Raw genomic sequence first — 15,093 nt, 5'->3', positions numbered from 1 at the left:
GCACACGTAGGCCGGATAAGACGTTAGTCGCCATCCGGCACAGACATCATACCGTCAACGCCGCCACCAGTTTCTCCAGTGCTGGCGTTGCCTGCTGCTGGTCATACACAATATACAAATCCGCCGGAATACGTTCCTCTAACGGACGAAACACCACACCCGGCCAGCTCATTTGCGCATAGCCATCAGCCATCAACGTAATCCCAATCCCCATACTGATCATCGCCAACACCGTTTGCGGCTCAACCACTTCCCGAATAATCATTGGCGAAAAGCCTGCCTGTTGGCATACACGTTGTAAAAATTCCCAATCAGAATGTACGGAAGGCAACGTAACAAAATATTCATTGCGCAACGCCGCCAGCGGCACAGAATCTCTGGATGCCAGATCGTGATCTTCCGGAACTGCAACCATGAATGCAGATTCATGCAAACGTATGCTGGTAAAACCGACTGCCGGTTCGATAGCCATACGCCAGATCCCTGCATCAAGTTCCCGACGCTCTAACAACGCCATTTGCATACCGGGAGACTTTTCGCGAAAAAGTACTTCAACATTGGGATTTGCTTTCAAAAAGTGACGCATCGCAGGACGCATTCTTCCCCACAGCGCCGTACCAACCACACCCAATTCAATGCGCCCCGCTTCACCGCGACCAATCTGCTCCACTCGCGCCAGCGCCTGATTTGCATTGGCTAACAAGCGACGTGACTCCTCCATCAAAACTTTCCCGGCATGGGTTAATGCAACGCTGCGGGAATGACGGATAAACAGCAATGTACCCAGTTGCTGTTCAAGTTCTTTGATATGGATACTCAAGGGAGGTTGTGACATATTTAACCGGGCAGCAGCCCGGCCAAAATGCAATTCTTCTGCAACAGCGAGGAAATAACGTAATAGCTTTAGATCAATACGATGGGCTCGTTCCATCACTATCGCACTCCAGGAATAAGGGATAACGTCTGGAATTTACCATATTACCTAGTAAAAAATAGATTTAACGACAAGATACCCAATATACATAAATACAATAGATAATACCCCGGGTAAAACATTTGGTGCAGGAATAGGTATACGGCATAAAGTAAAAAATGCGCCAATACCAAATCCAATACCGGAGGAGAGAATAATTTCTTTCATACTGTGTCCTTGTTCATAAAAATGGACTGGCGAACATCCTCTCGCCAGTCAAATAAAATTAATGTGCTAATGATTTGGTCGACAGTTTTTCTGGATGGTGCTGATATTTAAAGAACAATGCAAAAATAACGGCCAATGCCAGAGCGTAGGCGGCAAAAACCAGCCAGATGGTTTGCCAATCTTTTACGCCATCAATAGAAAAATAATCCACGGCCATACCGCTTAAAAGAGACCCAATCCACGCCCCCACGCCGTTAACCATGGTCATAAACAGCCCCTGCGCGCTGGCGCGAATACTTGAGTCCACCTCCTGCTCTACAAATACTGACCCTGAGATGTTGAAGAAATCAAATGCGCAGCCATAAACAATCATCGACAGCAGCAATAGCACAAAGCCAAACGGGGATGGATCGCCAAAGGCAAAGAAGCCGAAACGCAGCGTCCACGCCAGCATGCTCATCAGCATTACCGTTTTAATACCAAAGCGTTTAAGGAAGAACGGAATGGTGAGGATAAAGCCCACTTCCGCCATCTGCGAAACTGAAAGCAAGATAGAGGGATACTTCACCACAAAGCTGTCGGCAAACTCAGGATTACGGGCAAAATCATGCAGGAACGGATTACCGAAGACATTGGTAATTTGCAGCACCGCCCCCAACATCATCGCAAACAAAAAGAAGATTGCCATGCGTGGATTTTTAAACAGAACAAAAGCATCCAGTCCGAGCTTACTGGCAAGCGTGGTGTTCGCCTTCTTCTCGGCTACCGGAATTTTCGGTAACGTCAGCGCATACAGGGCCAGCAATAACGATGCGCCAGAAGCGATGTATAATTGCGCACTGCTCAGTTCCAGCCCCATCAGGCTCACCGTCCACATCGCAACAATAAAACCTATTGTGCCGAAAACGCGCACAGGCGGAAATGACGTTACCGGATCCTGACCTGCTTTCGCCAGACAGGAGTACGAAACGCTATTGGATAATGCAATCGTTGGCATATACGCCATCGCATTAACCAACATCACCCAGAACATCGTCTGGGGATCGGTAACTGTGGTGGCGTATAATAACGCCCCCGCGCAAACCAGATGGCAAAGCATATAGGCTCGCTCAGCGCGCAGCCATTTATCAGCAATGATCCCCATAATGCCTGGCATGATAATCGCTGCCAGTCCTTTTGAGCTGTAGACCATACCAACATTCGCGCCGGTAAAATCCAGAGTGTTGATCATGTAAGAGCCCAGGGTAACCAGCCAGCTCCCCCAGATAAAATATTGCAAGAACGACATGACTTTTAAGCGGGACGTAATACCCATTTTTTATTCCTTGCCGTGAGATAAAGCCCCAATACGGGGCCGTAGTCATTGTGTTTAGGCCAGCTTACGTAAAAAGCCGCAAATCAGATTTATAAAGTTCTGCCGGGAAAGTTCAGCCGCAGCCAGCGTTTGCGTATGGGAGAGTTTTACATCGCCCAGCCCTTCCGCCAGATTGGTGATCGCTGAGACGGCAACAACTTTGAGGCCACAATGACGTGCGCTAATCACCTCAGGGACAACGGACATTCCGACCACATCGCCGCCAATAATCTGCATCATGCGGATTTCTGCCGCCGTTTCGAAGTTCGGACCCGGATAAGAAACAAATACGCCTTCAGTGAGGGGGAATCCCTCCTCTGCCGCAACGGACTGAAGCATGGCGCGATAATCTGCGTCATAAGCATTAGCCAGCGAGAAGAAGCGATCGCCATAACGATCATCGTTTGGCCCCACCATCGGCGTACCGGGCATCGTATTAATGTGATCGCTAAGCGCAACCAGGCTACCCGGCCCCACTTCCGGACGCAGAGATCCTGCCGCATTGGTGCAGAACAACACTTCACAGCCCAGTAATTTCAACGTGCGAATGGCATCGGTCATCACCGCCATTCCACGCCCTTCATAAAAATGTCCGCGGCCTTTCATACAGGCCACCGGAACACCCGCCAGATGGCCGAGCACCAGTTCACCAGCATGGCCGTGTACGGTGCTGACGGGAAATCCCGGCAATTTCTCGTAAGAAATGGCTACCGCATCTTCGATTTGATCCGCCAGAGCACCCAACCCGGAGCCTAAAATAAACGCGACTCGCGGGGTAAATGCCGGTTTATGTGCATGAATAATATCAATACAATACTCAGGATTATGAGAAAAAAGAGCGTGAGGCATAAGTTTCCTTGTTCTATCGGATTTAATTTGACTCCTTTTTATAACGACCATCGCCCCTTGCTGACCAATACACTTTTCACGTGTCATCAATAGCCATTTAATATCGATAGATTTAGATCGCTTCTGTATTAATACAGAGGGAAAACAGTATTGGTTTTTGCTTGCACTTCATATTAACAATATGCCGCTTTCATATTTATAAATTGCCTCTTTTTAATTAACCCATTAATAATTATCGGCATAGGGAAATATGCTATGAAAAAAATTCTTACTCTGATGCTTTCTTCTTTACTCATTATTCCCGCACTCACCCATGCGGAATTTAAAGGCGGGTTCGCCGATATCGGCCTCCATTACCTCGACTGGACATCAGACACCACGGAAAAAACCAGTAAAAAATCCCATAAAGATGATTTTGGGTACCTGGAACTGGAAGGCGGAGCGAATTTTAGCTGGGGAGAAATGTACGGGTTCTTCGACTGGGAAAATTTTTACAATGGCCGCCACGCTAAACCAGGCAGCGAACAGCGTTACACCTTTAAAAATACCAACCGTATTTATCTGGGCGATACAGGATTAAACCTCTATCTCCATGCCTACGGGACGTACGGTTCACCTCATCGCGCTAATTTCCATGATGACATGTTTCTCTATGGTTTAGGCTATAACTTCACAGGTAACGGTTACTGGTTTAAACCCTTCTTTGCCAAACGTTATACCGATCAGACCTACTACACAGGCGATAATGGTTATGTATTAGGTTGGGTGGCCGGCTATAGCTTCTCGTTGGGTAGTGAGAAATTCAGCGTAACGAACTGGAATGAGTATGAGTTTGACCGCGATGCGTCCTACGCTGCGGGCAATGGCGGGAAAGATGGCATTAATGGCGCAGTAGCGCTGTGGTGGAATGCGACTCCTCACCTGACCGCAGGAGTACAATATCGTTACGCTGATAATAAGTTAGGAGAATCCTTCCTGCAGGATGGCATTATTTATTCCATCAAATACCTGTTTTAACACACTGCCCTGTCAAAAATGGCAGGGCAAGACCGCACCTCACACACGGACAGATAGATATTTATAGCTGATACAGCGGATCTTTCGCCCTCGCGGCGGTTAATTCGCTGGCCTGAGTACGCACCACGTCCCACAACGCCTGCGCCGCCGTGGAGAGCGATCGGTTTTTTCGCCGCGCCAGCATGAGCTGCCTTTCAACTACGGGCGTCAGCCGTTTAACCTGTAAGTGGCTGCCCTGCGGGAGCGGTAACGCCAGCGCGGGCAGCACGCTGATGCCGATTCCCGCTTCCACCATTGGAAACAGCGTGGCCGGGTGACCAATCTCCTGCACGATATCCGCCTCAATAGCAAAATGGGCCAGCGCCGCATCAATCAGCGGTCGACTGCCGGAAGCATAATCCTGTAAGACCAGCGAGGCCTGTTTAAGATCCTGCCAGCTCACCCATTCCTGATGCGCCAGCGGATGATCCTGGCGACACAACAGTAAAAAAGGCTCTGATAAGATGGCTTCACACTGTAAATCCACCGCTGCGCCGGGATCGATAACGATGCCAAAATCCACTTCACCCTGGCGGATGCTCTCCAGCACCCACTGCTGCGGACGATCGTGCAATACAAAATCAATAGCGGGATAAAGTGAATTACTTTGGGCAATGCATTGCGGAATAAGATGCGCAGAAATGGTTTGGCTCGCGGCAACGCGCACGGTGCCGGTTAATTGTGTCCCTACTCTGCCTGCATCGCGCAGTATGCTGTTCAGTTCATCAAGCACCCGCTCCAGACGCGTCGCCAGCTGTTGCCCCGCCTCGGTCAGCACCACCTCACGCGTAGTGCGATCCAACAGTCTGACGCCGGTTTGCCGCTCCAGCTCTTTTACGCTATGACTGACCGCAGACTGGCTCAGTCCAATCCTGTCCCCTGCCCGACTGAAACTTTTGGCCTGGGCGACGGTAATAAAAATACGCAGTTGACGCAGTGAATAGTTCATCGACTAGATTCATATATAGATGCAATAAATCAATTTTATTTCTCAAAGCGAAAAACGCAAAATAGCTGCACCGACTTTCAGGAGTTTTTATGAAACTTTTTCGTATCCTTGACCCTTTCACGCTGACACTTATCACCGTGGTACTACTGGCCTCTTTTTTCCCGGCGGAAGGTGGCTTTGTGCCTGTCGTTGAAGGCATTACGACAGCGGCTATCGCTCTGCTGTTTTTTATGCATGGCGCGAAGCTTTCGCGTGAAGCGATCATCGCTGGCGGCAGCCACTGGCGGTTGCATCTGTGGGTCATGTGCAGCACTTTTGTGCTCTTTCCTGTCCTCGGCGTACTGTTTGCCTGGTGGGCGCCTGTCAATGTCAACCCTATGCTCTACAGCGGCTTTCTGTATCTGTGTATTTTGCCCGCCACCGTGCAGTCTGCGATTGCGTTTACTTCACTCGCGGGCGGTAACGTCGCGGCCGCGGTGTGCTCAGCGTCTGCGTCCAGCCTGCTGGGCATTTTCCTGTCGCCGCTGCTGGTCGGTCTGGTAATGAATATTCATGGCGCGCAGGGCAGTCTGGAAGAGGTGGGCAAAATTATGCTGCAACTGCTGCTGCCTTTTGTGCTGGGACACCTGTCTCGCCCGTGGATCGGCAATTGGGTCGCGCACAACAAAAAGTGGATCGCGAAAACGGATCAGACCTCTATTCTGTTGGTGGTCTACTCGGCGTTCAGCGAAGCGGTGGTCAACGGCATCTGGCACAAAGTCGGCTGGGGATCGTTGCTGTTTATCGTCGTGGTCAGCCTCATACTGTTGGCGATCGTCATCGCCATTAACGTCTTTGTCGCCCGTAAATGCGGCTTCAATAAAGCCGACGAAATCACTATTGTCTTCTGCGGTTCGAAAAAAAGCCTGGCCAACGGGATCCCGATGGCCAATATTCTGTTTCCGACGTCAGTGCTGGGTATGATGGTATTACCGCTGATGATCTTCCACCAGATCCAACTGATGGTCTGCGCAGGGCTGGCGCGGCGCTACAAACGCCAGACCGAGAAGTTACAGGCGCAGCAGGAAAGCCGCGCCGCGAAAGCTTAAAGCGGGCGTTTCAGGGGCTGTACCAGTTGCGTCAGCCCCTCGGTTTTAATCAGCAGCGTGATTTGCATCAACTCCCCTAGTTTACCCGCCGGAAATTGATCTTTACGGGCAAACCACAGCAAATACTCTTCCGGAAGGTCGATCAATCGACGTCCCTGATATTTGCCAAAGGGCATCACGGTGTTGGCGATTTCAACCAGCTGCTCTTTTTCCATCTCAGGCACCCAGTAAGCGGATCATTTCCGCTTCATCAATCACGGTAATACCCAGTTCCTGCGCTTTGGCCAGTTTGGAGCCCGCCGCTTCACCGGCAATCACCAGATCGGTTTTCTTCGATACGCTGCCTGCCACTTTCGCGCCCAGCGCCGCTAAACGCGCTTTAGCGTCATCGCGGGACATCTGGCTCAGGCTACCGGTTAGTACCACGGTTTTACCGGCAAACGGGCTATCGATCTCTTGCACATTAATGACTACCGGCGCGGGCCAGTGAACCCCTTCCGCCAGTAGCTGCCCAATCACGTCACGATTGCTCTCTTCGGCAAAAAAGTTAAAGACGTGCGTAGCGACCACAATCCCCACGTCGGGTACTTTCTGCAACTCGTCAATGGTAGCGGTCTGCAGCGCCTCCAGCGTGCCGAAATAAGCCGCCAGCCCCGCCGCCGTCGCTTCACCCACTTCACGGATGCCCAGCGCATAGAGAAAACGCGCAAAAGTCGTCGCTTTGGCTTTTTCCAGCGCGTTTACAACATTTTGCGCGGACTTTGGCCCCATTCGGTCCAGGCCGGTCAGTTTACCCGCCGTCAGACGGAACAGATCCGCTGGCGTATGGACATACTCCCTTTCCACCAGTTGGTCGATGATCTTATCGCCCATCCCGTCTACATCCATCGCCCGGCGCGACACAAAATGTTTCAACGACTCTTTACGCTGCGCGCCGCAAATCAGCCCGCCGGTACAACGGGTAACGGCTTCGCCTTCGACGCGCTCTACGTCCGATCCGCACACCGGACAGTGCGTTGGAAACACAATCGGACGCGTCTCTTCAGGGCGTTCGGACAGAACCACGTTGACCACCTGAGGGATCACATCGCCTGCCCGACGGATAACCACCTTATCGCCAATGCGCAAGCCAAGTCGCTCAATTTCATCGGCATTATGCAACGTGGCATTGCTGACCAGCACACCAGCCACCTGAACCGGTTCCAGACGCGCCACCGGCGTAATCGCCCCGGTGCGCCCGACCTGAAACTCAACATCGCGCACAAAAGTCATCTGCTCCTGAGCAGGAAATTTAAACGCCACCGCCCAGCGCGGCGCGCGGGCCACAAAGCCCAGCTGTTCCTGCAAAGCCAGCGAGTTGACCTTAATCACCACGCCGTCGATATCAAAACCGAGCGTGGGGCGATCTTTTTCGACGTTGTGATAAAAATCCAGTACCGCCTGGGGAGAATCGCACAGCGTCACGCGATCGCTGACCGGTAACCCCCACGCTTTAAATTGCAGCAAACGTCCCAGATGCGTATCCGGCAACTCGCCGCCTTCCAGAATACCGACGCCGTAGCAGAAAAATGTTAGCGGTCGCTTCGCCGTAATACGCGGATCGAGCTGACGCAGCGAGCCCGCCGCCGCGTTACGCGGGTTAGCAAACACTTTGCCGCCAGTGCGGCGCGCGTCTTCATTGATCTTTTCAAACCCGGCCTGCGGTAAAAATACCTCTCCGCGAACTTCAAGACGCGCCGGAATGTTATCGCCGTGCAGCTTTAACGGAATGGCGCGAATCGTGCGCACGTTTGAAGTGATATCTTCACCGGTGGTGCCGTCGCCACGCGTCGCAGCGCTCACCAGCACGCCGTTTTCATACAGAATGCTGACCGCCAGGCCATCCAGCTTTAGCTCGCAGCACCAGATGACATTTTCCGTGCTTTTTAGACGATCCTGCACTCGCTTGTTAAACGCCAGGAAGCTTTCTTCATCAAATACGTTATCGAGCGACAGCATCGGTACTTCATGGCGAATCTGGTTGAATGCCGTCAGCGGCGCCGCGCCAACGCGCTGCGTGGGCGAATCCGGCGTGATAAGGTCCGGACGTTGCGCCTCCAACTCTCGCAGTTCCCGCATCAGGCGGTCATATTCGGCGTCGGGAATCTCGGGCGCATCCATCACATGATACAGATATTCATGATGGCGAAGCGTGGTTCGCAGTTCTGTCAGTTGTTGTTCGATTGGTTCCATATCACACCATCAATGATAAAAAACCCCCGACAGGCGGGGGTTACGTTAAAAATGTCACACCTGCGTTAACCTCAGGCGTTAGCGTCCATCACCTCGCGGATGCGGTCCTGATATTCGCGCAGTTTCTGCGGCGTCATCATCCGACGCTGGTCATCCAGCACGACGCCACCGACCTCATCAGCGATATGCTGCGCGGATTGCAGCATCAGCTTGAAATTCTGCAGCGCATCGCCGTAAGACGGTACCTGCATAAAGATAGTGACGCCAGGCGTAGTGAAGTCCGTCATTTCAGGATCGAACGTTCCCGGATTGACCATATTCGCGAGACTGAACAAGGCCGGGCCGCTGCCGTCCGGGCTCAAATGACGATGGAAAATATTCATATCGCCAAATTTAAAGCCTGACTGCTGAATACTGTTCAGTAACACTTCACCATTAAGCTCGCTGCCATGATGGGCCGCGACGTTCATAATGATGACCGCCTCTTTACGCTGCGGTTTTTCCACAACCGGCGCTTCTTCCACTACCGGTTCCGCCTCAACCACAGGTTCCGCAGGCTGGAAGGTTTGCGCTGATGGCGGCGGCGCGGGCTGCGCAACAGGCTGCGGCGCTTGCGACGGCGGCGCAGGCTGCTGTTGCGGCGGCTGTACCGGCGGCGCAGATGGCTGAACCTGCTGAGGCTGCGGCGCAGGTTGGACCGGTTGCTGAACCGGCTGTTGCATCGGCGCTTGCGGCTGCGGCGGCGCCGCTGGACGCGGTTGCGCAGACGCATAAGGCGGCTGGTACTGGTGTTGCGGCGACTGACGAGGGGCATCATGCTCCTGCGACTGGCCGGGGGCATGATTTACGCGGTGAACACGAACTTCACCCACGCCTTCGTCTTCTTCGACATCGTCGTCATACGAGTCGTCGTCGCGTTTCGATTTCATGCGTTTTAGTGGACGATCGCGGAACATAGAAGATCGTTCTTTACGGCTGGTCCAGAAACCATGTACCAGTAAAGCGATTATGGCGATCGCGCCAACAATGATTAATATCAGACGCAAATCCTGCATCATTATATTCTCTGTTGTTCTAACACCTTGCCACCACGGCAAACATTTACTCACTAAGAGTATTTGCCGATTACGTCAAGTGCAAGTGTACTGTTGGCTTTCGCAGCATAAAGATGAAGGAAAATGTGCTTTTTGCTGTTTTTTCGAACATTTCCGAACTATCCACCGCCTGATAACCGGGTAAGATATCCCACGTTTACCCAGGGCTTTAAGAAAAAGGAGTATGTCCTGAATATGGTTTCATCATCCACAACCGTACCACGTAGCGGCGTCTATTATTTCTCGCAAGGATGGAAGTTAGTCACCCTACCGGGAATCCGCCGCTTTGTTATTTTACCTTTGCTGGTCAACATTGTGCTGATGGGCGGCGCATTTTGGTGGCTGTTTACCCAGCTTGACGCCTGGATACCTTCGTTGATGAGTCATGTGCCGGACTGGCTGCAATGGCTGAGCTATCTGCTGTGGCCGATTGCGGTTATCTCTGTTCTGCTGGTCTTTGGCTATTTTTTCTCGACCCTCGCCAACTGGATCGCCGCGCCGTTTAACGGCCTTTTAGCCGAACAGCTTGAGGCGCGGTTAACCGGCGCCACGCCGCCAGATACCGGCATACTCGGCATCATGAAAGATGTACCGCGCATTATGAAACGTGAATGGCAAAAGCTGGCGTGGTATCTGCCGCGCGCTATTGTGCTGCTGGTTCTCTATTTTATTCCTGGCATTGGCCAAACCATCGCGCCGGTGCTGTGGTTTTTGTTCAGCGCCTGGATGCTGGCGATCCAGTATTGCGACTACCCGTTTGATAACCACAAAGTGCCGTTTAAAACGATGCGCGCCGCGTTGCGCACGCAGAAGGTGGCGAATATGCAATTTGGCGCGCTCACCAGCCTCTTTACGATGATTCCGGTGCTTAACCTTTTCATTATGCCTGTCGCCGTCTGTGGCGCGACGGCAATGTGGGTTGATTGCTGGCGTGCTAAGCACGCGTTATGGAAATAACGTAAAAATGTATAAATAAGAGATGGCTTAGAGCCTATCCCACCAGGCGTTATTGGCGCAGCCAGTTTGGACACGGACAGCGCGCAAAAACCGGAGCGTACACGTAGTACGTGAGGTTTGACTCGCTACGCTCGCCCTTCGGGCCGCCGCAAGCGGCGTTCAAAACGCTAATGCGTTTTGGCGAGCACTGCCCAGGTCCAAAATGGCAAGTAAAATAGCCCTAATGGGATAGGCTCTTATGCTGTCTCTTATTCCATACTGATAACCATTATTCCCCATCAGCATATAGATATGCGAAATCCTTACTTCCCCATATCTGGCTGGAAGGTATGCTGGGAAGGTATCCCAATTTCATACAGTTAAGGACAGGCCATGAGTAAGATTTATGAAGATAACTCGCTGACTATCGGTCATACGCCGCTGGTTCGACTGAACCGTATCGGTAATGGACGCATTCTGGCGAAGGTGGAGTCGCGCAACCCGAGCTTCAGCGTCAAGTGCCGTATCGGCGCCAACATGATTTGGGATGCCGAAAAGCGTGGCGTACTGAAACCTGGCGTGGAACTGGTGGAGCCGACCAGCGGCAACACCGGTATTGCGCTGGCGTATGTCGCCGCCGCGCGCGGTTACAAACTCACCCTGACCATGCCGGAAACCATGAGCATTGAACGCCGCAAGCTACTCAAAGCATTAGGCGCGAATCTGGTGCTGACCGAAGGGGCGAAAGGGATGAAAGGCGCTATTCAGAAAGCCGAAGAAATTGTCGCCAGCGATCCGCAAAAATATCTCCTGCTCCAGCAGTTCAGCAACCCTGCCAACCCGGAAATCCATGAAAAAACCACCGGCCCGGAAATCTGGGAAGACACCGATGGTCAGGTGGATGTGTTTATCTCCGGCGTCGGCACTGGCGGTACGTTAACTGGCGTCACGCGTTATATCAAAGGGACGAAGGGTAAAACCGATCTTATCACCGTTGCGGTAGAACCCACTGACTCCCCGGTTATCGCCCAGGCGCTGGCTGGTGAAGAGATCAAACCAGGCCCGCATAAAATTCAGGGCATCGGCGCAGGCTTCATCCCGGGCAACCTGGATCTGAAACTGATTGATAAAGTGGTTGGCATCACCAATGAAGAAGCCATTTCTACCGCGCGCCGTCTGATGGAAGAGGAAGGTATTCTGGCAGGAATTTCTTCCGGCGCCGCAGTTGCTGCAGCGCTTAAGCTGCAGGAAGATGAAAGCTTTACCAATAAGAATATTGTGGTTATCCTACCCTCATCAGGTGAGCGTTATCTGAGCACCGCGTTGTTCGCCGATCTCTTTACTGAGAAAGAACTGCAACAGTGATGCCAGCATGTTAAAAACGCGTAAAAAAGCACCTTTTTGGGTGCTTTTTTGTGGCCTGCTTCAAACTTTCACCTCACCTGGCATTGATTCACCCTGCCGGAACTGGTATTTAACCAGACTAATTATTTTGATGCGCGAAATTAATCGTTACAGGAAAAGCGTTAGCTGAATCGATTTTATGATTTGGTTCAAATCTTCCTTTCGCGGCATAATGTTTACTGACGAGCGAAACGTCAGCGGCCATAAGTTGCCAGCAACGGATTGCGTAGAACACCTTTTGTGTCGCGTCCCGTTTACGCCGGCGCTAACAATACAGGCTAAAGTTGAGCCGCCAGGCTAGACTTTAGTTCCACAACACTAAACCTATAAGTTGGGGAAATACAATGTTCCAGCAAGAAGTTACCATTACCGCTCCGAACGGTCTGCACACCCGCCCTGCTGCTCAGTTTGTTAAAGAAGCAAAAGGCTTCACTTCTGAGATTACTGTGACTTCCAACGGCAAAAGCGCCAGCGCGAAAAGCCTGTTTAAACTGCAGACTCTGGGCCTGACTCAAGGCACCGTCGTCACCATCTCCGCAGAAGGTGAAGATGAGCAGAAAGCGGTTGAACATCTGGTCAAACTGATGGCGGAACTCGAGTAAGTTTTTTTCCGGGTTCTTTTAAAAATCAGTCACAAGTAAGGTAGGGTTATGATTTCAGGCATTTTAGCATCCCCGGGTATCGCTTTCGGCAAAGCACTGCTGCTGAAAGAAGACGAAATCGTCATTGACCGGAAAAAAATTTCTGCCGACAAGGTTGATCAGGAAGTTGAACGTTTTCTGAGCGGTCGTGCCAAGGCATCTGCGCAACTGGAAGCGATCAAGACAAAAGCTGGTGAAACGTTCGGTGAAGAAAAAGAAGCCATCTTTGAAGGGCATATTATGCTGCTCGAAGATGAGGAGCTGGAGCAGGAAATCATAGCCCTGATTAAAGATAAGCACATGACGGCTGACGCAGCCGCACATGAAGTTATCGAAGGTCAGGCCACTGCCCTGGAAGAACTGGATGATGAATACCTGAAAGAGCGTGCGGCTGACGTACGTGATATCGGTAAGCGCCTGTTGCGCAACATCCTGGGTCTGGCCATTATCGATCTGAGCGCGATTCAGGAAGAAGTTATCCTGGTTGCCGCTGACCTGACGCCGTCAGAAACCGCGCAGCTGAACCTGCAGAAAGTGCTGGGCTTCATCACCGACGCGGGCGGACGCACGTCTCATACCTCCATCATGGCGCGTTCTCTGGAACTGCCAGCGATCGTAGGTACCGGTAGCGTCACCGCTCAGGTGAAAAACGGCGACTATCTGATTCTGGATGCCGTAAACAACCAGGTTTACGTCAACCCGACCAACGATGTTATTGAGCAACTGCGCGCCGTCCAGGAGCAGGTTGCGACCGAGAAAGCGGAACTCGCAAAACTGAAAGATCTGCCGGCAATCACGCTGGATGGACATCAGGTCGAAGTTTGCGCCAACATCGGTACCGTTCGCGACGTTGAAGGCGCTGAGCGTAACGGCGCGGAAGGCGTTGGTCTGTATCGTACTGAATTCCTGTTCATGGATCGCGACGCGCTGCCGACGGAAGAAGAGCAGTTTGCCGCCTATAAAGCGGTCGCTGAAGCGTGCGGCTCGCAGGCGGTTATCGTCCGTACCATGGACATTGGCGGCGACAAAGAGCTGCCGTACATGAACTTCCCGAAAGAAGAGAACCCGTTCCTGGGCTGGCGCGCCGTGCGTATCGCCATGGATCGCAAAGAGATCCTGCGTGACCAGGTTCGCGCGATTCTGCGTGCCTCCGCTTTCGGTAAATTGCGCATTATGTTCCCGATGATCATCTCTGTTGAAGAAGTTCGCGCGCTGCGCAAAGAGATTGAAATCTACAAACAGGAACTGCGTGACGAAGGTAAAGCATTTGACGAAAGCATTGAGATTGGCGTGATGGTGGAAACACCGGCTGCGGCGACAATTGCGCGTCATTTAGCCAAAGAAGTTGATTTCTTTAGTATCGGCACCAATGATTTAACGCAGTACACCCTGGCAGTTGACCGTGGTAATGATATGATTTCACACCTTTACCAGCCAATGTCACCGTCCGTACTGAACTTGATCAAGCAAGTTATTGATGCTTCTCATGCAGAAGGTAAATGGACTGGCATGTGTGGTGAGCTTGCAGGCGACGAACGTGCTACACTTCTGTTGCTGGGGATGGGTCTGGACGAATTCTCTATGAGCGCCATTTCTATCCCGCGCATTAAGAAGATTATCCGTAACACGAACTTCGAAGATGCGAAGGTGTTAGCAGAGCAGGCTCTTGCTCAACCGACAACGGACGAGTTAATGACGCTGGTTAACAAGTTCATTGAAGAAAAAACAATCTGCTAATCCACGAGATGCGGCCCAATTTACTGCTTAGGAGAAGATCATGGGTTTGTTCGATAAACTAAAATCTCTGGTTTCTGATGATAAGAAAGACACCGGAACTATTGAGATTGTTGCCCCGCTCTCTGGCGAGATCGTCAACATCGAAGACGTGCCGGATGTAGTTTTTGCTGAAAAAATCGTTGGTGATGGCATCGCTATCAAACCAACCGGTAACAAAATGGTCGCCCCTGTTGACGGTACCATCGGCAAAATCTTTGAAACCAACCATGCGTTCTCTATCGAATCCGATAGCGGCATTGAGCTGTTCGTTCACTTCGGTATCGACACCGTTGAGCTGAAAGGCGAAGGCTTCAAGCGTATTGCTGAAGAAGGTCAGCGCGTGAAAGTTGGCGATCCGGTCATCGAGTTCGATCTGCCGTTGCTGGAAGAAAAAGCCAAGTCTACCCTGACTCCGGTTGTTATCTCCAACATGGATGAAATCAAAGAACTGATCAAACTGTCCGGTAGCGTGACCGTGGGTGAAACTCCGGTTATCCGCATTAAGAAGTAATTCTTGCCGCAGTGAAGAATGGCGCCTTTGGGCGCCATTTTTTGCCTGTAGGCCGGATAAGG

Annotated in this window: 15 protein-coding genes; 7 read left to right on the top strand and 8 right to left on the bottom strand. The window is 51.7% G+C overall.

Going from position 1 to position 15,093, the window contains the following annotated elements; translation table 11 throughout:
* Positions 1-46 precede the first annotated feature (46 nt).
* Genes HU143_RS07050 through xapA form a run of 4 tightly spaced genes read right to left on the bottom strand, consistent with a single transcriptional unit; the run spans position 47 to position 3,344 of the window.
* Positions 47-931, bottom strand: coding sequence for a LysR family transcriptional regulator (locus HU143_RS07050; protein WP_000438882.1), 885 nt, complete (start codon positions 929-931; stop codon positions 47-49).
* A gap of 51 nt (positions 932-982) precedes the next feature.
* Positions 983-1,141: a XapX domain-containing protein gene (locus tag HU143_RS07045; protein WP_000658727.1), complete on the bottom strand. Its 159-nt coding sequence runs from the start codon at positions 1,139-1,141 to the stop codon at positions 983-985.
* 58 nt (positions 1,142-1,199) lie between these two features.
* Positions 1,200-2,456, bottom strand: a complete 1,257-nt coding sequence (locus HU143_RS07040) for a nucleoside permease (RefSeq protein ID WP_000513241.1) — start codon at positions 2,454-2,456, stop codon at positions 1,200-1,202.
* A gap of 54 nt (positions 2,457-2,510) precedes the next feature.
* Positions 2,511-3,344 (bottom strand): xanthosine phosphorylase, encoded by an 834-nt coding sequence (gene xapA, locus HU143_RS07035; protein WP_023227055.1) that lies wholly within the window; start codon positions 3,342-3,344, stop codon positions 2,511-2,513.
* 255 nt (positions 3,345-3,599) lie between these two features.
* Between xapA and HU143_RS07030 the strand changes: the two genes are divergently transcribed.
* Positions 3,600-4,361: an outer membrane protein OmpK gene (locus tag HU143_RS07030; RefSeq protein ID WP_023227054.1), complete on the top strand. Its 762-nt coding sequence runs from the start codon at positions 3,600-3,602 to the stop codon at positions 4,359-4,361.
* 61 nt (positions 4,362-4,422) lie between these two features.
* Here the strand turns inward: HU143_RS07030 and HU143_RS07025 are convergent, their stop codons facing one another.
* Complete coding sequence (locus tag HU143_RS07025; RefSeq protein WP_001109831.1) at positions 4,423-5,349, bottom strand: LysR family transcriptional regulator; 927 nt, start codon at positions 5,347-5,349, stop codon at positions 4,423-4,425.
* A gap of 89 nt (positions 5,350-5,438) precedes the next feature.
* Between HU143_RS07025 and HU143_RS07020 the strand changes: the two genes are divergently transcribed.
* A complete protein-coding gene (locus HU143_RS07020) occupies positions 5,439-6,437 on the top strand; it encodes a bile acid:sodium symporter family protein (protein ID WP_023227053.1) in 999 nt (332 codons plus the stop codon).
* Here the strand turns inward: HU143_RS07020 and HU143_RS07015 are convergent.
* From HU143_RS07015 to zipA, 3 genes are all read right to left on the bottom strand, one after another.
* Positions 6,434-6,652 (bottom strand): DUF3820 family protein, encoded by a 219-nt coding sequence (locus HU143_RS07015; RefSeq protein ID WP_001519708.1) that lies wholly within the window; start codon positions 6,650-6,652, stop codon positions 6,434-6,436. The two genes, HU143_RS07020 and HU143_RS07015, sit on opposite strands and share 4 nt — an antisense overlap.
* 1 nt (position 6,653) lies before the next feature.
* Entirely contained in the window at positions 6,654-8,669 is a 2,016-nt protein-coding gene (gene ligA / locus HU143_RS07010; protein ID WP_000433273.1) for an NAD-dependent DNA ligase LigA, read from the bottom strand.
* A gap of 71 nt (positions 8,670-8,740) precedes the next feature.
* Entirely contained in the window at positions 8,741-9,727 is a 987-nt protein-coding gene (gene zipA / locus HU143_RS07005) for a cell division protein ZipA (protein ID WP_000983126.1), read from the bottom strand.
* A gap of 231 nt (positions 9,728-9,958) precedes the next feature.
* Between zipA and cysZ the strand changes: the two genes are divergently transcribed.
* From cysZ to crr, 5 genes are all read left to right on the top strand, one after another.
* Entirely contained in the window at positions 9,959-10,720 is a 762-nt protein-coding gene (gene cysZ / locus HU143_RS07000) for a sulfate transporter CysZ (RefSeq protein ID WP_000255008.1), read from the top strand.
* A 372-nt stretch (positions 10,721-11,092) separates the two neighbouring features.
* Positions 11,093-12,064: a cysteine synthase A gene (gene cysK, locus HU143_RS06995; protein WP_000036904.1), complete on the top strand. Its 972-nt coding sequence runs from the start codon at positions 11,093-11,095 to the stop codon at positions 12,062-12,064.
* Positions 12,065-12,447: 383 nt separating this feature from the next.
* Entirely contained in the window at positions 12,448-12,705 is a 258-nt protein-coding gene (ptsH, locus tag HU143_RS06990) for a phosphocarrier protein Hpr (protein ID WP_000487600.1), read from the top strand.
* A gap of 48 nt (positions 12,706-12,753) precedes the next feature.
* Positions 12,754-14,481 carry a phosphoenolpyruvate-protein phosphotransferase PtsI gene (ptsI, locus tag HU143_RS06985; protein ID WP_000623114.1) on the top strand — a complete coding sequence of 576 codons (1,728 nt, stop codon included), beginning with the start codon at positions 12,754-12,756 and terminating at the stop codon, positions 14,479-14,481.
* Positions 14,482-14,521: 40 nt separating this feature from the next.
* Positions 14,522-15,031 (top strand): PTS glucose transporter subunit IIA, encoded by a 510-nt coding sequence (crr, locus tag HU143_RS06980; RefSeq protein WP_000522253.1) that lies wholly within the window; start codon positions 14,522-14,524, stop codon positions 15,029-15,031.
* Positions 15,032-15,093: the final 62 nt, after the last annotated feature.

This window comes from Salmonella sp. SJTUF14076 (genome assembly GCF_015534835.1).
GTDB classification, from domain to species: Bacteria; Pseudomonadota; Gammaproteobacteria; order Enterobacterales; family Enterobacteriaceae; genus Salmonella; species Salmonella enterica.
This window is presented reverse-complemented; position numbering and strand designations above follow the sequence as displayed.